Source organism: Naumannella huperziae, assembly GCF_054073625.1.
Map to the genome: position 1 here is coordinate 276,312 of NZ_JBSXPH010000001.1, position 19,388 is coordinate 295,699.

General features: G+C 70.6%; 12 protein-coding genes, 1 tRNA gene, 1 other RNA gene and 1 riboswitch. Of the genes, 2 read left to right on the top strand and 12 right to left on the bottom strand.

Annotated features, from left to right (window positions below):
• Window positions 1-298: 298 nt before the first annotated feature.
• Both ileS and ACXDC7_RS01335 read right to left on the bottom strand, forming a co-directional pair.
• A complete protein-coding gene (gene ileS / locus ACXDC7_RS01330; protein ID WP_459220926.1) occupies window positions 299-3,451 on the bottom strand; it encodes an isoleucine--tRNA ligase in 3,153 nt (1,050 codons plus the stop codon).
• A gap of 248 nt (window positions 3,452-3,699) precedes the next feature.
• Window positions 3,700-5,106 (bottom strand): MFS transporter, encoded by a 1,407-nt coding sequence (locus tag ACXDC7_RS01335; protein ID WP_179445168.1) that lies wholly within the window; start codon window positions 5,104-5,106, stop codon window positions 3,700-3,702.
• Between the two features lie 143 nt (window positions 5,107-5,249).
• On the opposite strand from ACXDC7_RS01335, the gene ACXDC7_RS01340 reads away from it, so the two are divergent.
• The gene (locus ACXDC7_RS01340; protein ID WP_179445167.1) at window positions 5,250-6,149 is read left to right on the top strand and encodes a helix-turn-helix transcriptional regulator; all 900 of its coding nucleotides are present in this window, start codon (window positions 5,250-5,252) and stop codon (window positions 6,147-6,149) included.
• On the opposite strand, the gene ACXDC7_RS01345 is transcribed toward ACXDC7_RS01340, so the two are convergent.
• The 7 genes from ACXDC7_RS01345 to ACXDC7_RS01375 form a co-directional block, all read right to left on the bottom strand.
• Window positions 6,089-7,069: a bile acid:sodium symporter family protein gene (locus ACXDC7_RS01345; RefSeq protein WP_179445166.1), complete on the bottom strand. Its 981-nt coding sequence runs from the start codon at window positions 7,067-7,069 to the stop codon at window positions 6,089-6,091. The genes ACXDC7_RS01340 and ACXDC7_RS01345 overlap by 61 nt on opposite strands.
• A gap of 64 nt (window positions 7,070-7,133) precedes the next feature.
• Entirely contained in the window at window positions 7,134-7,733 is a 600-nt protein-coding gene (gene recR / locus ACXDC7_RS01350; RefSeq protein ID WP_179445165.1) for a recombination mediator RecR, read from the bottom strand.
• Between the two features lie 85 nt (window positions 7,734-7,818).
• Window positions 7,819-8,196 (bottom strand): YbaB/EbfC family nucleoid-associated protein, encoded by a 378-nt coding sequence (locus tag ACXDC7_RS01355; protein ID WP_179445164.1) that lies wholly within the window; start codon window positions 8,194-8,196, stop codon window positions 7,819-7,821.
• Between the two features lie 107 nt (window positions 8,197-8,303).
• On the bottom strand, window positions 8,304-10,559 hold the full coding sequence (locus ACXDC7_RS01360; protein ID WP_179445163.1) for a DNA polymerase III subunit gamma and tau: 2,256 nt from the start codon (window positions 10,557-10,559) through the stop codon (window positions 8,304-8,306).
• Window positions 10,560-10,656: 97 nt separating this feature from the next.
• The gene (locus ACXDC7_RS01365) at window positions 10,657-12,150 is read right to left on the bottom strand and encodes a metallophosphoesterase family protein (RefSeq protein WP_179445162.1); all 1,494 of its coding nucleotides are present in this window, start codon (window positions 12,148-12,150) and stop codon (window positions 10,657-10,659) included.
• Window positions 12,151-12,273: 123 nt separating this feature from the next.
• Window positions 12,274-12,369: signal recognition particle sRNA small type (ffs, locus tag ACXDC7_RS01370), an RNA gene on the bottom strand.
• An 8-nt stretch (window positions 12,370-12,377) separates the two neighbouring features.
• On the bottom strand, window positions 12,378-13,628 hold the full coding sequence (locus tag ACXDC7_RS01375) for a DUF418 domain-containing protein (protein ID WP_459220927.1): 1,251 nt from the start codon (window positions 13,626-13,628) through the stop codon (window positions 12,378-12,380).
• A 140-nt stretch (window positions 13,629-13,768) separates the two neighbouring features.
• Here ACXDC7_RS01375 and ACXDC7_RS01380 point away from each other — a divergent pair.
• Window positions 13,769-13,856 (top strand) — tRNA-Ser (locus ACXDC7_RS01380).
• Window positions 13,857-13,909: 53 nt separating this feature from the next.
• On the opposite strand, the gene metE is transcribed toward ACXDC7_RS01380, so the two are convergent.
• The 3 genes from metE to ACXDC7_RS01395 all read right to left on the bottom strand — a co-directional run bounded on the left by metE (window position 13,910) and on the right by ACXDC7_RS01395 (window position 19,379).
• A complete protein-coding gene (gene metE, locus ACXDC7_RS01385; RefSeq protein ID WP_459220928.1) occupies window positions 13,910-16,195 on the bottom strand; it encodes a 5-methyltetrahydropteroyltriglutamate--homocysteine S-methyltransferase in 2,286 nt (761 codons plus the stop codon).
• 152 nt (window positions 16,196-16,347) lie between these two features.
• Window positions 16,348-16,488: riboswitch (cobalamin riboswitch) on the bottom strand.
• Between the two features lie 380 nt (window positions 16,489-16,868).
• A complete protein-coding gene (locus tag ACXDC7_RS01390; protein WP_459222789.1) occupies window positions 16,869-18,185 on the bottom strand; it encodes an ISL3 family transposase in 1,317 nt (438 codons plus the stop codon).
• 315 nt (window positions 18,186-18,500) lie between these two features.
• Window positions 18,501-19,379 (bottom strand): SDR family oxidoreductase, encoded by an 879-nt coding sequence (locus ACXDC7_RS01395; RefSeq protein ID WP_459220929.1) that lies wholly within the window; start codon window positions 19,377-19,379, stop codon window positions 18,501-18,503.
• Window positions 19,380-19,388: the final 9 nt, after the last annotated feature.

Genomic DNA, 19,388 nt, shown 5'->3' on the forward strand with positions numbered 1-19,388 from the left:
CAACACCTACCCACCAGCCACCCAACACCTACCCACCAGCCACCCAACACCTACCCACCAGCCACCCAACACCTACCCACCAGCCACCCAACACCTACCCACCAGCCACCCAACACTGACCAGCCACCCAACAGCTACTGGCCCACCACCCAACACCTGCTCGCCCACCCAACAGCTATAGGTGTTGGGGCACCGAGCAGGTGTTGGGTGAGCGAGCAGGTGTTGGGTGAGCGGCAAGGGAGGCACGGCAGCAGAGCGGACCCGGGCCGGGCGCGGTTCCCCGAGGAGCCGAACCCGATCAGGCCTTGGCGATGCCGACCGCGAGTCCCAGATCGGCGTCGCGGACGGCGGCGGCGCCCGGATCGGCCTCGGTCATCTCGACCGCCAGCACCTCGTCGGCGATCAAGGCGGCGTGCTCGCGTACCGCCTCGGCCAGCTCGGCGTCCTGCGTCGACCAGGTCAGCGCGATCCGGTCGGAGACATCCAGGCCGGCGTTCTTGCGCGACTCCTGGACGAACCGGACCACATCGCGCGCCCGGCCCGCCCGGATCAGCTCCGGGGTCAGCGCTAGGTCGAGCGCGATCGTCTCGCCCTGCTCGTTGACCACCGACCAGCCCTCGCGCGGCCGCTCGGCGATGATCACCTCGTCCGGCCCGACCTCGACGCTCTCCCCACCGAAGTCGATCACCGCCTTGCCGCCGGCCGCCAGCGCATCGGCCAGCGCCGCCGCGTCGGCGGCCGCGATCGCCGCGGCGACCTGCGGGGTCTGCTTGCCGAACCGCTTGCCCAGCGCCCGGAAATTGCCCTTGGCCTCGTGATCGACAAGATCGCCGGCGCCCGAGAACGGCTCGACGGTGCCGAGATTGAGTTCCGCGGCGATCTCGGCGCGCAGCTCGTCGGTCAGGGTGGCGTACGCCCGGCTGGGCACCAGCGCGCGGCGCAGCGGCTGCCTGATCTTGACCTGCGCATCCGCGCGCGCGGCCCGGCCCAGCTCGACCAGCCGCCGGGTGAGATCCATCGCCGAGTCGAGATCGTCGTCGACCAGCTCGGCATCGAGCAGCGGCCAGTCGGCCAGATGCACCGACTCCGGGCCGTCCGGATCCGAGGCCCGGAAGAGGTCCTGCCACACCCGCTCGGTGATGAACGGCACCAGCGGTGCCATCAACCGGGTCAGCACGTGCAGCGTGTCGTGCAGCGTCTGCAGCGCGGCGGGATTGCCCTCCCAGAACCGACGCCGGGAGCGCCGCACGTACCAGTTCGACAGCTCGTCGACGAACTGCGTCAACAACTGCCCGATCCGCTGGGTGTCGAAGCTCTCGTACGCCGCGGTCACCTCGCGCACCAACACGTTGGTCGCCGAACGCAGCCAGCGGTCGAGCACGTGATCACTGTCGCCGGAATCCCCCTCCGCCGGGGACCAGCCCGCAGCTCGGGCGTACAGGGCCTGGAAGGCGACGGTGTTCCAGTAGGTCAGCAACACCTTGCGGACGGTCTCGGTGATCGTCTTGTCGCCCACCCGCCGCGCCAACCACGGCGACCCGGCGGCCGCCATGAACCAGCGCACCGCGTCTGCGCCGTGCCGGTCCATCAGCGGGATCGGCTCCAGGATGTTGCCGAGATGCTTCGACATCTTCCGCCCGTCCTCGGCCAGGATGTGGCCCAGGCACACCACGTTGCGGTAGCTGTTGCGGTCGAAGACCAGCGTGCCGACCGCCATCAGCGTGTAGAACCAGCCGCGGGTCTGGTCGATCGCCTCGGAGATGAAGTCGGCCGGGTAGTGGCCGTCGAACTCCTGCTCCGAACCCTCCGCATGCGGGAATCCCCACTGGGCAAAGGGCATCGAGCCGGAGTCGAACCAGGCATCGATCACTTCCGGTACGCGGCGATAGGTGCCCTCCTCGCCCGGCCGGGTGAAGGTGATGTCGTCCACGAACGGCCGGTGCGGATCCAGCTCGTCAAGATCACGACCGGCCAGCTCGCCCAACTCGGCCAGCGACCCGACGGCGATGATCTTCGTCGGATCGGCGTCATTGCGCCAGATCGGCAGCGGCGTACCCCAGTAACGCCGCCGCGACAGGGCCCAGTCGACATTGCCGCGCAGCCAGTCGCCGTAGCGGCCCCACTTGACGTTCTCCGGGTGCCAGTTGGTCGCCTCGTTCTCCCGGAGCAACTCATCCTTGATCTTGGTCGTCCGGATGTACCACGACGGCAGCGCGTAGTACATCAGCGCGCTGTGGCAGCGCCAGCAGTGCGGGTAGGAGTGCTCGTACTCCAGATGCCGGAACAGCAACCCACGCGAGCCGAGGTCGTCCATCAACGGCTGGTTGGCCTGCCGGAAGTAGGTCCCGCCGACCAGCGGGATACCGTCCAGGAAGCGGCCGCGCTCGTCGATCGGGTTGATCAACTCGACGCCGTTGCGGCGTACCGACTCCATGTCGTCGGCGCCGAAGACGGTGGCCTGGTGCACCAGTCCGGTGCCGTCGTCGGTGGTGACGTAGTCCTCGGTGACGACGAAGTGACCCTTGCCGGTCCACTCGACGATGTCGAACGGGCGCTGGTAGTCCCAACCGACCATCTCCGCCCCCGTGAACGTCGGTCCGGCACTCCACCCCTCCCCCAACGCCTGCCCCAGCAGGGATTCCGCGACCACGACCGGCTTCTCACCGTCCTTGCTCGCGACGGTGTAGGTGACGTCGTCCTTGACCGCGACCAGCGCATTCGACGGCAGCGTCCACGGGGTGGTGGTCCAGATCAGCAGGTCGGCCTCCCCGGCATACGGGCCGGAGGTCAGCGGCAGCCGGACATAGACCGACGGGTCGATGATCGTCTCGTAGCCCTGCGCCAGCTCATGATCACTGAGCCCGGTACCGCAGCGCGGACAGTAGGGCGTCACCCGGAAGTCCTCGGTGAGCAGCCCGGCCTCGAAGATCTGCTTCAGCGCCCACCACACCGACTGCACATAGGACGGGTCCATCGTCCAGTACGCGTCGTCCATGTTGACCCAGTAGCCCATCCGCTCGGTGAGCTCGGCGAAGGCGTCGACGTGGCGCTGGACCGATGCCCGGCAGCGCTCGTTGAACGCCTCGACCCCGAAGGCCTCGATGTCGGGCTTGCCGTTCAGGCCGAGCTCGCGCTCCACGGCCAGCTCGACGGGCAGCCCGTGGCAGTCCCAGCCGGCCTTGCGATCGACCCGGAATCCCTGCATGGTCCGGAATCGCGGGAACACGTCCTTGAAGACCCGCGCCTCGATGTGGTGCGTACCCGGCATCCCGTTCGCCGTCGGCGGCCCCTCGTAGAACGTCCAGTGCTCGCCGTCGCGGGTACGCTCCAGCGACTTCGCGAACGTGTCCTGGGAATCCCACAGCTCCAAGATCTCGTGCTCCATCGCCGGGAGGTCGATCTGGGCGGGCACGGCGGCATAGCTACGGGAGGGCTGCGCGGCGGCGGTCATCGGGTGGTCCTCGGTCGTCAACCTGGTGAAGGGACGACGCCGGGACGTGTGTCCGGGCCGCGGTACCACCCTTCTTGACGGCGTACGCCGCCCTCTTGCTTCGTGCCGCGGCCGGGTCTAGTTGGCTCGCCCCCGGATCGGGGCGGCGGTTCTTCCGGCAGCTCCGGGGTGATGGCCCCATCCGCGCCGTGCGACGCAGGCGAGTCTAGACGATCACGCAAGCCCGGGCGCGCCGGCAGGCGCCGGGCTCAGGCCGGCGCGACCCGACGCAGGGAGCGAACGATCCCGAGCACCACCAGCGCGCTCACCACGTTGACGGCCAGACAGCCGGCCATCGCCTGCGCCGGGGTGAGACCGGCGGTCTGCAATCCGGTCAGGAGGGCACCGTAGACCGCCACCCCGAGGCCCAGGGCAGCCTGCTGCGCGGTCGCGAAGAGCCCGCCGGTCAGGCCCGCCACCGCCAGCGGTACGCCATCCATCACCGTCGCCACCAGCGGGCCGTACTGCCAGGCCTGCGCCAGGCCGAGCAGCACCAGGAGCGGCTGCAGCAGCCACGGGCTCGGCTCGGCCGCGGAGCCACCGATCAGAACGATCAGGGCCAGCAGCGCGACGATCTGGGCGATGGTGCCGACGATCATCACGTTCGGGTTGCTGCCGAGCCAGATCCGGACCCGCCCGACGACCAGCGAGCCCACCACGAAGGCCAGCGCGAACGGCACCAGCGAGAGGCCGGACCGCATCGGGCTGGCATGCCACTGCCCCTGGCTGATCAGCGCGTACTCGTACATGAACGCCGAGAACGCCCCGAAGAACAGCAATGCGATGACCAGTCCGCGGGCGACGGCGGGTTCGGCGAGCACGCTCGGCGGCACCAGCGGTACGCCGCCTCGTCGCTCGAGCCGGCGTTCCAGGCGCCAGAACATCGCTCCGAGGGGAAGCACGGCGATCAGCGCAATGATCATCCAGATCGGCCAGCCGGCGGTCGGGCCGAGGCTCACCGGGACCAGGAAGCAGGCGATCAGCAGACCCAGGGCGATCGTGCCGGGGTGATCATTGGCGGCCGCCTGCGGCGAGCGCGAGCTCGGCAGCGTGATCGCGCCGAACAGCGCGATCGCCCCGAGCAGCCCGAGGACCCAGAGCAGTGGGCGCCAGCTCGTGCCGAACAGGTTCGCCTGCAGCAAGGCCCCGCCGAGCACCTGGCCGGCGGCGGTACCGAGGCCGCCGGCGCCGGCATAGGCCGACACCAGCCGCACCCGCGCGACGCCGTTAGTCGACACCTGGATGATGCTGAGCAGTTGCGGCAGGTACAGGGCGACCGTCGCGCCGAGCAGGATGCGCAGCCCGATCAACGTCCACGGCCCGGGGGCGAGGCCCGCCAGGATCGCCACCAGCAGTGTCGCGGCGTACCCGATGATCACCAGCCGGCGCCGCCCGTAGCGGTCGCCGAGTCGCCCCGCCGGGATCACGAAGACCGCGAGCGCCGTGGCGTACCCGCCCATGATCAGTTTCAGTTGACCGGGATCGGCGCCCAGCTCCGCGGCCAGTTGGGGGAGGGCGACGTTCATCGAGCTGAACACATAGGTCGAGGAGAAGATGCCGATCAGGATCGCCGCGATCCCCCACGGGCGCAGCCCGTCGCCGCTACTGATCCTCACCCGCCGATTGTCCACCCGCTCCGTCACACCCTGTTCGGTCATGTATTCGAGCATCCTCCCGGCGGTATCCAGTTACCAGACGGCGTTCATCCTGGTATTGAGACCACCAGACTCGACCCCGCGCCGGAAGGCAGGATGGGCCCATGCCCACGCTGACGCGCCATCACGAGCTCGGATCGTTCCTGCGCAGCCGCCGCGAACGGCTGCAGCCGACCGATGTGAAGCTACCGGCGGGTGGGCGGCGGCGCACGCCGGGGCTGCGCCGGGAGGAGGTCGCGCAGCTCGCCGGGGTGGGCGTGACCTGGTACACGTGGCTGGAGCAGGGGCGCGACATCAATCCCTCGGCTCAGGTGCTCGGCGCGATCGCGCAGTCGCTGCTGCTGAATCCGGACGAGACCCGGCATCTGTTCACCCTGGCCGGGATTCCGGCCCCGCCGGCCTCGCAGTTGTCCGAGACCATCACCGCCGAGCATCTCGCGCTGCTGGACCAGTTGCTGCCGTTTCCCGCGTGCTTCCAGACCGCGCGCTTCGACGTGCTCGCCTACAACCGCAGCTACCGGTTCCTGATCGGCGACTTCGCCGCGTCGGGCGAGTCGAACTGCCTCGTGCACTGTTTCCTGGATCCCGAATGGGCGGCCGCCTACGGTGCAGAGATTCACCAGGTACGCCGCCGCGTCGCGAGCCGACTGCGCTCCAGCCAGGCCAAGCACCTGGAGGACCCGCTCTGGCAGGAACTGATCGGCCGGCTCGGCCGGGAGTCCGCCGAGTTCCGCGAGCTGTGGTCGTTGCGCGATGTGATGCGCAACGGACCGCACACCAAGACCATCGATCACCCGCGGGCGGGCGTGCTGCGGCTGAAGTTCGGTGGGATGTGGCTCGACGGCGCGCCCGGCGTCCGGTTCACCCCGATGACGCCGGCCGACGGGCCGAGCGCGACGGCGCTGGCCCGCTTCGACGAGTGGTACGCCGAGGAGCCGCGGGTCTACGTGCCCGCCGCGGACTTCGCCGGCTCCGGATCCCCGGTCGGCCGCCGCGACCAGTAGGCGGCGAGCGCCGAGCCGGACAGGTTGTGCCAGACGGAGAAGATCGCGCCGGGCAGGGCCGCGATCGGGTTGAAGTGCTGCGCGGCCAGGGTGACGGCGAGGCCGGAGTTCTGCAGGCCCACCTCGATCGCGACGGTACGCCGGGCCGCCACATCCAGGCCGGTGATCTTGGCCGCGCCGTAGCCCAGCAGGTAGCCGAGCAGGTTGTGCACGATCACCGCGATCAGCACCACGCCGGCCACGGTGAGGATCCGCGACGCCGAGCCGGCGACGATGATCAGCACCGCGGTCGCGATGCCGAGCACCGAGATCAGCGGCAGGATCGGGGCGATCGCGTCGACCACCCCCGGTAGCAGCCGGCGCAGCACCAGGCCGAGCAGCACCGGCACGAGCACGACCTGGACGATCGAGATCAGCAGCGCGGGCGCATTGACCGGGAGATAGCTGCCGCCGAGCAGCAGCACCAGCAGCGGGGTCAGGATCGGGGCGAGCAGCGTGGAGAACGTGGTCATCGCGACCGACAGCGCGACATCGCCCTTGGCGAGGTAGGTGATCACGTTGGACGCCGTTCCGCCCGGGCAGCAGCCGACCAGGATGACGCCGATCGCCAGCATCGGATCGAGCCGCAGCACCACCGTGATCAACCAGGCGACGCCGGGCATGATCACATACTGGGCGACCACCCCGACGGCGAGCGCCCAGGGGCGCTTGGCGACGATGGCGAAATCGGAGCCGCGCAAGGTCATGCCCATGCCGAGCATGATCAGCGCGAGCAGCCACGGGATGGCCGGCGACCAGCCGGAGAAGGTGGCCGGCGAGGCCAGGCCGATGCCGGCGGCGATCAGCACGATCACCGGGGTCAGCGTGGCCGACCAGCGGCCGATCGTCTTCAGGGTCGAGGTCTCACCACGTCGTGCCATCAGTCCTCCCAGGGCGTCCCGGGTGACTCTAGTGGGAATTTCCCGACCGGCGGGCGGCTACCGATCAGACCTCGACGTAGCGGCGGCCCTCGAAGGCCCGCCCGAGGGTGACCTCGTCGGCGTACTCCAGATCGCCGCCCACGGGAAGCCCGCTGGCCAGTCGGGCGACCTGCACGCCCATCGGCAGCAGCAGCCGGCTGAGATAGCTGGCGGTGGCCTCGCCCTCGAGATTCGGGTCGGTGGCGAGGATGACCTCGGTGACGGTGCCGTCGGCGAGGCGCTGGCAGAGCTCGCGGACGTGCAGGTCGCCGGGGCCGATGCCGTCGATCGGCGAGATCGCGCCGCCGAGCACGTGGTAGGTGCCGCGGAACTCCCGGGTCCGCTCGATCGCGACGACGTCCTTGGACTCCTCGACCACGCAGATCACCGTGCGGTCGCGCTTCGGATCACGGCAGACCCGGCAACGCTCGCCCTCGGCGACGTTGAAGCAGACCTCGCAGTAGCGGACGCTGCTGCGCACCTTGTTCAGGGTGTCGGCCAGCCGGGCGATGTCGTCGGGGTCGGCGGCGAGGATATGGAAGGCGATCCGCTGGGCGCTCTTCGGCCCGACGCCGGGCAGCCGCCCGAGCTCGTCGATCAGGTCCTGAACGGGTCCCTCGTACAACGCAGTGCCTCCCTTCGCCGCCGGCTCAGCCTAGCCGCGGCGACCAACACTGCCGGTACGCCGCGCGCGACCCGGACTGGCGGGCTCAGCCGGGCAGGCCGGGCAGGCCGCCACCGAACGGCCCGCCGCCGGCTGGTCCGCCGCCGGCGGGGCCCCCGCCGAGACCGCCGGCCACCGGGCCGAGCTTCTCCTCGGCAAGCTGCTGGGTCTTGGCCTGCGCGTCGCGATAGGCGGCGATGATCAGGTCGCCGAGCGACTCGGTGTCCTCGGGATCGGCGGCCTCGGGCTTGATGTCGATCGCGGTCATCTCTCCGGTGCCGGTCAGGGTGACGGTGACGAGATCGCCACCCGCGGACCCGGTGACCTCGGCGCTCGCCAGCTCCTCCTGCGCCTGCGCGAGCTGTTGTTGCATCGCCTGGGCCTGGGCCAGCAGGCCCTGCATGTCTGCGCCTTCTCCGAACATCTCAGTCCTCTCGGATCGGGAACCTTGTCGGCGTCCCCGGGTGTGCGTACCGGGCCAGCGTAGCCAGCGCCCGGCGCGTTCTCGCGGGAACGCATCGGGTACGCCGGTCAGCGCTCGACGGGCTCCTCCGCGATCAGCTCGGCGCCGAGGTGCTTGGACAACAGCTCGCTGTGCGAGGCGCCCGCGTCCTCGACCGGATCGGATTCGCCCGGCTCGGGCTCCTCCTCGGGCTGGTCGGCCGACGCTACGCCGCCCGCGCGGGTGGGGCGGATCCGCTCCCGGGCCGCGGCGGAGCGATCGCTGGTCGGCGGGGCGGCTCGCCAGGGGTCGTCGTCGGGCGGCGGGGGCTCGCCCTGGGGCGGCGGGCCCTGCCAACCGCCGCCGGGCGGGGCGCTGGACTCGCGGGCGGAGGGTTGCCGCGGGGGCGGGGCCTGGTCGGCCGACGGCGCCGGCCGCTCGGGCGGGGCCGGCCGCGATGCGGGGCGCGACGCGCCGCCCTTGGCCGGGGCCGCGGACGAGTCGACCATGGTGGTGATCCGCAGGTCGACGCCGAGCGCGGCGACCAGCGCCTCCCGGAGCACGTCCTCGCCGCGGCCGCGCCCGAAGCTCTCCCGGGCGCCGGCATTCGGCATCGCCAGGGTCAGGGTGCCGTCCAGCACCTCCGCCACCTGCGCGTTCTGGCTGACCAGGATCCAGGTGAACCGATGCAGGCGCTTGACCTCTTCGAGCACGTCCGGCCACAACCGGCGTACCTCCGCCGTGTTCAGCGCGCCCGGCTGTGCCGGTGGTGTCTCTTCGGCCGGGGGCGGCTCGGGGGTCTTCGCCGCGGGCGGTGCCGGGGTCTCGGCCGGGGGCTCCGCCGCGCGCGGCGCCGGGGCCTCGGCCGGGGGCGGTGACGCCTCGTTGACCCGGCCGGCGTCCTCGGTCGGCGGGGTCTCGACGGAGCCGGGCTCGGGCGCGCCGGCCGGACGGGCATTCTCGGCACCCGACGGCGCCGCGGTCTGCGGCTCGCTCCTGCGTCCCGCGTCCATCCCGATCCGGCGCTCCAGGCGGTCCAGGCGGGCATGCAGGCCGCGGTCGTCGACATCGGCCCCGGGGAGCAGGATCCGCGAGCACATCAGCTCCAGGTGCAGGCGCGGCGCGGTCGTCCCACGCATGTCGGTCAGTCCGCGGGCGATCACCTCGGCACCGCGGGTCAGCTCTCCCGGCCCGAGGGCGGCGGCCTGGGACCGCAGCCGCTCGGCCTGGTCGCCGGCGACATCGATCAGCCCGCTGGCCACCGCGTCGGGCACCTGCGCCACCACCAGCAGGTCGCGCAGCCGGCGGAGCAGGTCCTCGGCGAACCGGCGCGGGTCCTGGCCGACCTCGATGATCTTGTCCACCCCGGCGAAGACCGCCCCGCCGTCGCCGGCGGCGAAGGCGTCGACGATCTCGTCCAGGAGCGAATCCGGCGTGTACCCGAGCAGCGCGGTCGCCTGGGCGTACGAGACTCCGGAATCCTCCGCGCCGCCCAGAAGTTGATCAAGAACCGAGAGCGAGTCGCGCACGGATCCGGCGCCCGCGCGCACCACCAGCGGCAACACGGTGCTGTCGACGGCGATTCCCTCGGCCTCGCACAGCCTCGCCAGATAGGCGCTCAGCGTCTTGGGCGGCACCAGCCGGAACGGATAGTGATGGGTACGCGAACGGATCGTCCCGATCACCTTGTCCGGCTCGGTCGTGGCGAAGATGAACTTGACGTGCGGCGGCGGCTCCTCGACCAGCTTCAGCAAGGCATTGAAACCCGCCGTGGTGACCATGTGGGCCTCGTCGACGATGTAGATCTTGTAGCGGCTCTGCACCGGCGCGAAGAACGCCCGCTCGCGCAGGTCGCGGGCGTCGTCGACGCCGCCGTGGCTCGCCGCGTCGATCTCGATCACATCGATCGAGCCCGGCCCGCCGCGGGCCAGGTCCCGGCACGATCGACACACCCCGCACGGCTCCGGCGCGGGGCCCTTCTCGCAGTTCAGGGCGCGGGCGAGAATCCGGGCCGAGGTGGTCTTGCCGCAGCCGCGCGGCCCGGAGAACAGGTAGGCGTGGTTGACCCGGTTGTTGGCCAGCGCGCGCTGCAGCGGTGCGGTGACATGGTCCTGACCGATCACCTCGGCGAAGGTGTCCGGGCGATACCGCCGGTAGAGCGCGAGCGGCGCATCCGGCGGCGGTTCGCTCGCCTGCTGACCGGCGGCCGCCGGAGCGGGTGCCGCGGGCGCATCGCCCCAGAGCGCCTCCTCCTGCTCGAAGGGCGCCTGCTCGAAGGGCGCCTGTTCGAAGGACGCGGGCGGATCCTCGCCGAAACGGCCCTCGTCGAACTCGTCCTCGCTCACCCGGCAACCCTAGTCGGCGCCACCGACACCGACCACCGATCCGCCCGACCGGCCGGACCGGACGGGGGTACGCCGAGACGCACCCCCACCCGGCGCCTCAGCGCACCCGCAGCCGCGCCGTGCCGGTCGTGGCGGCACTGGCCTTGTCGCCGCCGTAGGCGACCTCGATCCCCAGCTCACCGCTGGCATCGTCGGGCACGGTGATCTCGAGATCCGCGCGGCCCTTGGCCAGGTCGATCCGAGTCTGCGGAACGCCGTCCACGAACACCACGACCCAGCCGGTCGCGTTGTTGCCGGCTCCGGTGATCAGGGAGCGCACGGTCACCTTGTCCCCCGGGCGGGCCTCGGGCCGGGCCAGCCGCACCTGGACGCCGACCTTGCCCGAACCGATCTCCTCGGGCAGCAGGAATGCCGGCATCGGCTGGTCGTTGGCGGTCAGGTCGATGCCGAACTCGCTCGCGAAGCGCACCTCGGACGTCCAGGAGGTGTCCCCGTCGTCCTCGGTGATGTCGAAGACGCGGCCGCCGCGCAGGCGGTTCCGGTCGGAGCCGGACAGGCCGTAGGTGCCGAAGCCGGTGCCCGGCGAGTAGCCGAGGCGTACCCCGTAGTAGTTGCCGAGGTAGCTGTTGACGTGATCATGGCCGACGAAGACGCCGTCCACGTCGCCGCGCTCCAGGATGGCGCTGAACAGGCCGGAGTTGAACGGGCCCGGGCACTCGTCCTCGTTGCGCTCGCCGACGATGCCGTGCCGCGACTTGCCGCGCGCGGCGGCGCCGGATCCGCGGGTGTCCACGCCGCCCCACCACATGAAGCGGTGCTCCCAGAGCGCGATGTGCTGGAAGAGCAGGCCGCGGAGCTTGCGGCCGAGCTCTTGCTCCACCCGCGTGGACTCGTCGCGGTACCAGGCCACCTGATCCATCCGGACCCAGTCCCAGGTCGGGTAGCCGGTGAAGTCCTGCCCGGCGATCCGACCCGGCGCGTAGCGGCCGGAATCGATCAACCAGATGCCGTACGCCGGTGCACCACCCTGACCGGATTCGATGATCAGATGCGTGTTCGAGGTACCGGTGAGGCCGTCGATGTTCGGGCCGTTCAGGTTGTAGTCATAGCTGCGGTAGAAGTCGAGCATCTCCGCCTCGTCGACACCGGATGCGCTGAAGGAGTCCTCGTCGTGGTTACCGAAGGTGACGGCCCAGGGAATCCGCCGGGACTCCATCGGCAGCACGACATTGTTCAAGGCCTGCTTGACCTGGTAGAGCGAGCGCGGGCCGCCGGTGATCACATCACCGTTGATCACCACGAAGTCGGGATGCTCATCGTCGATGATGCGCTCCATCGTCTGCACGGTGCGCTTGTCGGTCAGATGATCATCCTGGGTGTCGTTGAACTGGATGATCTTGAACTTGCCACCGGAGAACTGGAGCTTCTTGCCGGCACGAGTGGTCGAGGGACCGAGATCGACCGGTGCGGCCTCGGCCGGCGTGGCGCCGGCGATGGCGGCCGCGCCGAGGGCGCCGAGACCACCGGCGACGAGCAGGCCGCGGCGGCCGACGGTGAGCGGGGAACCGGGCGGGAGAATGTCATCGGACATGGGGGGCCTCCTTGGCAGGTGGGACGACGGCTGAAGCCATCGAACCTTTGACAGGGAAACTCCCGGCGACGACGGGGTTACATCCGCGCGGCCCCGGTCAGGCCGCGGCGGGAGGTCGGAAAAATAAGGGGCCCCCCGCGCACCCGACAGAGCTCACTGACCCTTGCTGCCTTCCGGCCCTGGGGGATTGGGCGAGGTGACGCCACACGGGGGACCTTCGGAGCAGTCTAGGCGCTCGGTGCGCCGGCTTCCACTCGGCGCCGCGGCCGATAGACGAGCCGCCGGAGCCCGACTTCGGCCGGGCCGCGCAGCCCGGCTCGCTCCGTCAGGTACGCCAGCCCCAGCGTGACCAGCCAGCCGGCGATGGCGACGAACGCCATCGACCAACTGGAGAGGCGCGCGCCGAGGCCGAGACCCCAGGCCGAGAGCAGCGGTGCGAACATGATCGACTGGGCGAGGTAGCCGCTGAGTGAGCGTCGGCCGAGCGCCACCATTGCCACGACGGGAGCGCCTGCGGGCCGGCGGCGCCGGGCGATCGCGTGGGCGGCCAGCCCGAACGCCGCGGCGTACCCGATTCCGGCGAAGACGCCCGTGTAGAACTGCGGCACGAAGTATGCCCAGCCATGCGCCACGCTCGGACCGCCGAGGTGCTCGGCCGCCGTCGCGGCGCCGCCGAGCCAGCCGACGCCGACCCCGATCACGGCGACCCGGCGCAGCAGCGGCAGGTGCCGCCCGGGCTCGTCCAGGATCCGGTGCCGGGAGGCGAGGATCCCGCACAGGAACGCGGTCGGGATCGACAACAACAAGAAGCCCATCATCGGGAGGGTGAACACATAGCCCGTGATCCGAGCGAGCGCCGAGCTGAGATAGTCCGGGTCGCTGATCCCGATCCGCGCCTCGGCCATCGGATTGCCCGAGGGCCCGGCCCCGGCCGGGGCGAATGCCCCACTGAGCAGCGACAGCACGCTCATGATCGCGCCGAAGACGAACAAGATGATCAACCAGACCTTGATCGTGGCGTCCTTGCGCCCGAAGAACAGCGGCACCAGGACCAGCCCGACGAGGCCGTAGACGCCGATGATGTCGCCCGCCCAGAGCAGGAGGGCGTGCGCCGCGCCGATGACGATCATCCACAGGTGCCGGACGCGCAGCAGGCGGCGGGCCTGCTTCGGCGGCGTGCCGGAGGCGGTCTGCCGGGCGTAGAGCTGGCCGATGCCGTAGGCGAACAGGAACGCGAACATCGGGTACGCCCGGCCGTCGGTCGTCGTGATGATCACCGCCTGGACGATCGAGTCCGCGACACTGCCCGGTGTCGGATGCATCTGAACGGCGCCCGGCCGCGTCGCGTAGAGGAACCACGGCGTGTTCGCCAGCGCGATCAGCAGCAGCATCGCCCCGCGGGCCAGGTCCGGCGCGAGTGCGCGCTCGGCGACGGGCGTCGAACGGGCGGGCCCCGCGGCGGCGGGCGGTCGGGACATCGGCTCTCCTGGGGCGGCGATCGGCTGGCTGTCTGCGATCCTGCCGTGCCGCGGGCTCATCGGCATCCGGGAACGCCCGGGGCTCGGCCTCCCCGCCTCGGGTTCGCGTCCGCCGGGCCGCCTCGGCTATCCTGCCCGGCGGAGGATTCGCCTAGTGGCCTATGGCGCTCGCTTGGAAAGCGGGTTGGGTTAACGCCCTCAGGGGTTCGAATCCCCTATCCTCCGCCAGATGCGGCCGATCCGCTCCCGCGGGGCCGCGGTCAACGCCTCGCGATGCCCGGTCACCGCGCCCGGACCTCCCGGGCCGCCGCGACCAGATTCGTCAGCGCGCGGCGTACCTCCGCCTCGCCACGGGTCTTCAGCCCGCAATCCGGGTTCACCCACAACCGCTCGGCGGGCAGGACGTCCAACGCGCGGTGCAGCAGCGTGGTCATCTCGGCCGTCTCCGGTACGCGGGGCGAGTGGATGTCGTAGACGCCCGGCCCGACCGCCCGCCCGAAGCCCGAACCGGCCAGATCCCCGAGCACCTCCATGCCCGAGCGCGCCGCTTCGACGGAGGTCACGTCGGCATCGAGGCCGTCGATCGCCTCGATCACCTCGCCGAACTCCGAGTAGCACAGATGGGTGTGGATCTGGGTCGCATCGGCCACCCCGGAGGTCGCCAGCCGGAACGCCCCGACCGCCCAGTCGAGGTAGGCCGGCTGCTCGGACCGGCGCAGCGGCAACAGCTCGCGCAGTGCCGGCTCGTCGACCTGGATGATCACCGTGCCGGCGGCCTCCAGGTCCGCGCACTCCTCGCGGATCGCCACCGCGACCTGGTCGGCGACCTCGGCGAGGAGTTGATCATCGCGGACGAACGACCAGGCAAGGATCGTCACCGGGCCCGTCAGCATGCCCTTGACGGGCCGGTCGGTGAGCGACTGGGCGTACCCGATCCACTCCACCGTCATCGGTGCCGGCCGCGACACGTCGCCCCACAGGATCGGCGGTCGCACGCAACGGCTGCCGTAGGACTGCACCCAGCCGTTCGCCGTGATGGCGAAGCCGTCGAGCAGCTCGCCGAAGTACTGCACCATGTCGTTGCGCTCCGGTTCGCCGTGCACCAGCACGTCGAGCCCGAGCCCGGACTGCAGCTCGATCACCTCGGCGATGTGCCCGCGCATCACCCGGGCATAGGCGTCGTGATCGAGCCGCCCGGCGCGGTACTCGGCCCGCGCGCGCCGGATCTGCGGCGTCTGCGGGAAGGACCCGATCGTCGTGGTGGGCAGCGCGGGAAGGTCGAGCCGTTCGGCCTGGACGCGCGCGCGTTCGGCGGCATCGCTGCGTCCGGTGCGGCCCGCGCGGGCGGCGGCGACGCGCTCGCGCACCTCCGGGCGCCGGACCCGCGGATCGGCCGACCGGCGCTCCGCAGCGCGCCGGGCTTCGGCCAACCGGGGCGCGACCGCGTGCGGGCCGTCGGCCAGCGCCCGCGCGAGGGTTCCGACCTCGTCGATCTTCTCGGCGCCGAAGGCGAGCCACTCCCGCACGGCGGGGTCGAGCGCGTCCTCACCGTCGAGGCCGTAGGGCACGTGCAGCAGCGAACAGGAGGTGGAGACGGCGAGCGAGCCGGATCGTGCCGCCAGCTCGTGCAGCGTGGCGATGGCGGCATCCAGGTCCGTGCGCCAGACATTGCGGCCGTCGATCACGCCCGCCGCCACGGTCAACCCGGACAGATCGACACCATCGGGTACGCCGCCCGCGACCAGGTCCAGCCCGACCCCGTCGATGCCGCTCGCGGCAAGCGGCCCGAGCGCGGGACCGGGGTCGCCGAAATAGCTCTGGACCATGATCGCGGGACGGTCGGCAACGGCCGCGAGCCGGCGGTACGCGGCCGTGATCTCGTCGATCCTTCCCGCGCTCAGATCGGTCGCGAGGACCGGTTCGTCGAACTGCACCCAGGACGCGCCGGCGGCGGCCAGCTTGGGCAACAGCTCGGCATGGAGGTCGACCAGCTCTGCCAGGCGCGTCCACGGGTCGGCCGATCCCGGGGCGGGCTTGGCCAGCGACAGGAAGGTCGCCGGACCGATGATCACGGGACGCAGCGACACGCCGGACCGGTCCCCGGCGACGGTGCGCGCGAGTGCCAGATCGTCCAGCACCGCCTCGGGATGCAGCGCGAAATCGGTGTCGTCGGCGATCTCGGGCACCAGGTAGTGGTAGTTGGTGTCGAACCACTTGGTCATCTCCAGCGGCGCCAGCCGGTCAGTGCCCCGGGCGGCGGCGAAGTAGCGATCGCGATCATCATCGATCGCGGCGTACCGTCGCGGCAACGCCCCCAGCAGCGCCGCGGTGTCGAGCATCTGGTCGTAGTAGGAGAACGTGTTCGTGGGCAGCGCATCCACTCCGCCGTCCAGCAACCCGCGCCAGGCGGCGCGGCGCAGATCGCGGGAAACTCCGGCGAGCAGGTCGGCGTCGGCCTTGCCCGCCCAGTAGGCCTCCAGCGCCCGCTTCAGTTCGCGGCGCGGCCCGATCCGGGGCAGCCCGGCGACGGTCGCGCGAAAGGCGCCAATCTTGTGGTTGTCGGTCATCGATGTCTCCGGTCGTCGCTGTCATGCCGCCTCGTCGCGGGCGCACGCCAGCGGCGGCCGGCGCACGTCTCGGCAACGGCCGTTCTGGTCGGCGCACGCCCGGTCCACGAGGCGGTCGGCCGCCGGGTCGCTCGGGACCCGGCACGGCTGGCAGGTCTTCGGACTCACGGGCGTCCCTGCCATGGGCAGGATTCCTACTGGCCGTCGCTTCCCGGGCTCGCACCCAGTGCCGATGACGGCGGTCGTTCCCATTCACCGCTGCGGGACAGTCCCGGATTCCCACCGGGTTCCCTCTCGCGCCCGGACGGCTCGCACCGCCCGCGCACTGTCCCCGGCCGGCGCGCCGCCCGGAGAAACCAGTCGCACCTCGATGACAACACACCGATCGTCCGGGGTGCGGCATGATCACTCCGCGGACACCGAATAATCGATTGCCGCACCGGCTCCGACTGCGTAGCGTGATCGTCAGTCACCAACGGAAGGGAGGAAGACGATGATCAACAATACGACCGCCGGCGTCGCCGCCGTCTTCGCCTGTTCCGGGTCCTTGCGCTGACCTTCCCGTCGCGCCGCCCGGAACGATCACCCGGGCCCACGGGCCCAGCCGCCCGAAACGTCAACGCAGCAAGGACCTCTCATGCGACATCTCGATCCCCTGTCCCCCTATGCGGGCTCATCCCAATCGAGGGTGTAGTTGGGGTCTGAATCCGCCTGTCTCGAGCAGGCTTCTGGCGATGTAGTTGGTGAGGTTGCGGAAGCCCAGGGCGGAGCCGCGGAGGTGTTCGAGTCGGCCGTTCGTGGCTTCGGTGGGGCCGTTGCTGGTGCCGGGTCGGTCGAAGTAGGCCAGGACGTCCTCTGCCCGCTTGGACAGAGTGCGGCCGAGGGTGACGAGCTCGGTGAGCGCGGCGGGGACGCCGGAGGTCAGGCTGGTGATGAGGTTGCTCATGGCCTGTCGGCCTGCGGTGCGGTCGGGGTGTCGGTAGGCGGCGATCATGCGCTGGTAGATGCCCCAGGTGGCTTCGACCTGGACGTGGTCGTCGTCCCCGAAGAGGGCGGTGAGGCGTTGGGTCTGGCGGTCGGTGAGCAGGTCGGCGCCGGTGTGCAGGGTGCGTCGGGATCTGTAGAGCGGGTCGGTGTTGCGGCCGCGGTGGCCGTGCAGTTCTTGCTGGACCCGGCGCCGGCAGCGGTCGAGGGCGTCGCCGGCGAGGCGGACGACGTGGAAGGGATCCATGACGGCGACGGCCTGCGGAAGCTCTTCGGTGGTGGCGGTCTTGAAGCCGGTGAACCCGTCCATGGCGACGACTTCGAGGCCGTCGCGCCAGGCCTTGGGCCGGGCAGCGAGCCATGTCTTGAACACTTCCTTGGAGCGGCCCTCCACCATGGCCAGCAGCCGCGATGGCCCGGTCTTGTCGCGGACCGGGGTGAGGTCGATGACGACGGTGACGAACTTGTCGCCGCGGTGGGTGTGACGCCAGACGTGTTCGTCGACGCCGATCACCTTCACGTCATCGAATCGGGTCGGGTCGTCCAGCAGGAGCCGCTGGCCTTCGGCCAGCACAGCGGCGTTGGCTGTGTCCCAGGAGACGGCGAGAGCCTCGGCGAGGCGAGCAACGGTGAGGTGTTGGCAGACGAGTCCGACCAGCGCCCACCGCAGCGCGGTCCGGGACAGCTTCGCTCGGGGCTCGGCGGCACGGGTGGTGTCTTGCCGCCAGACGTGCCCGCAGCCGGTGCACTTGTAGCGGCGGACCGTGAGCAACAGCGTGGTCGGCCGCCACCCCAGCGGTTCGTGGGCCAGCTCCCTGGTGACGGTGTCCCGCGCCCTCCCCTCGCAGCCGCAGCGCCGGCACCAGCGCGCCGCATCGTCCTCTTCGACGCGGCACAGGAGCACCGCGCGGTCCGGCTCCACCTGCTGGCCCACGACCACGAGACCGAGCTCGTCGAGGCGGCAGAAAGTCGTCACATCAGGGGTCGCGAAGGTAGCGTCAGGCACGTCGAGGTCTTCCTGGATGGGCAGTGTGAGAACTTCCATCCTCGGAAGGCCTCGACCACTATCCGGGCACCGACGCGCCGCGCCCTCCCACCACGGCTGCTGCGTCGCCTACACCCTCATCTGGGAAGAGCCCGGATACCGGCGAGACCCGGAGCCTTCTCCCACGATCACCGTAGCGACCACCACCCGCTCACCGGGAGGCCCTCCAAGTCATACAAGCCGGATTGCGGTGTCGAACTAGTCCGACTGCTGTGGGCTTCTGTGGTGGTGGGCCGCCCTGCCGCTCTCTGCGGCGGGGCGGCCCGTTGGGGTGGTTCAGCGAAAGTCGTTGCGGTGGTCTCCGGCCCACCGTTCGTAGTCGCGTCCGTCGTGGCCGATGAGGTCACGGTATGTGGGCGAGGGTTTCATGAGTTCGGAGTAGTCCTGTTCGGAGTATTCCCCGTCGTCGGGAGCCGCGCCGTCGTAGTCGGTGAATCCGAGGAGTAGGTCTGCGGTCTCCGCGGCCTGGCCGCCCAGCTCGTGGAGGATGACGCGGGCTTGTTCACGTGTGACTTCTTCAAATGCGATCTCTGCGCCGAGTGCGCGGCTGATGGCTGCGATTTGTTCGCGGATCGTGTAGGCGCGGGGCCCCGTGATGGTGTATTCCTGCCCCGCGTGCTTCGGGGGATCGAGGAGGGAGATGGCGGCGATGTCGGCGATGTCTGCTTCGTGGATTGGGGCTCCGACGATGTCGTCGGCGAAGGGGTACCGCACGCGGCGGTCTTTTCGGATCATGGGTCCCCAGATGGGCAGCATGTTGGCCATGAACTCGCCGGGCCGGACCATGGTCCACGCGAGCCCGCTGTCCTTGACTGCTGCTTCGACGGCCGAGTGGTGCCCGTAGTCAAAGCCGAGAGTGACTGCTGCCGCGGAGAGGACGACGATGTGCTGGACGCCGACTTCTCGGGCTTGGCGGACGACTTCGGATGCGGTTTCTGGCACGCAAAACAAGAAGAGTGAGTCGATGTCGGTGAAGGCGTCTGCGAGCGTCTGCGGAGCGGCGAGATCGCCGGTGCGTACGGTTGCGCGGTTGCCGAGGAGGTCGCGTGCGCGGTCGGGGTTTCGTGAGAGGGCGACGACGTCGGTCTGGTCTGCGAGGGCGTGGACGAGGTGCTGTCCGACCAGGCCTGTGGCTCCGGTGATGAGAGTACGCATGATGTTGCT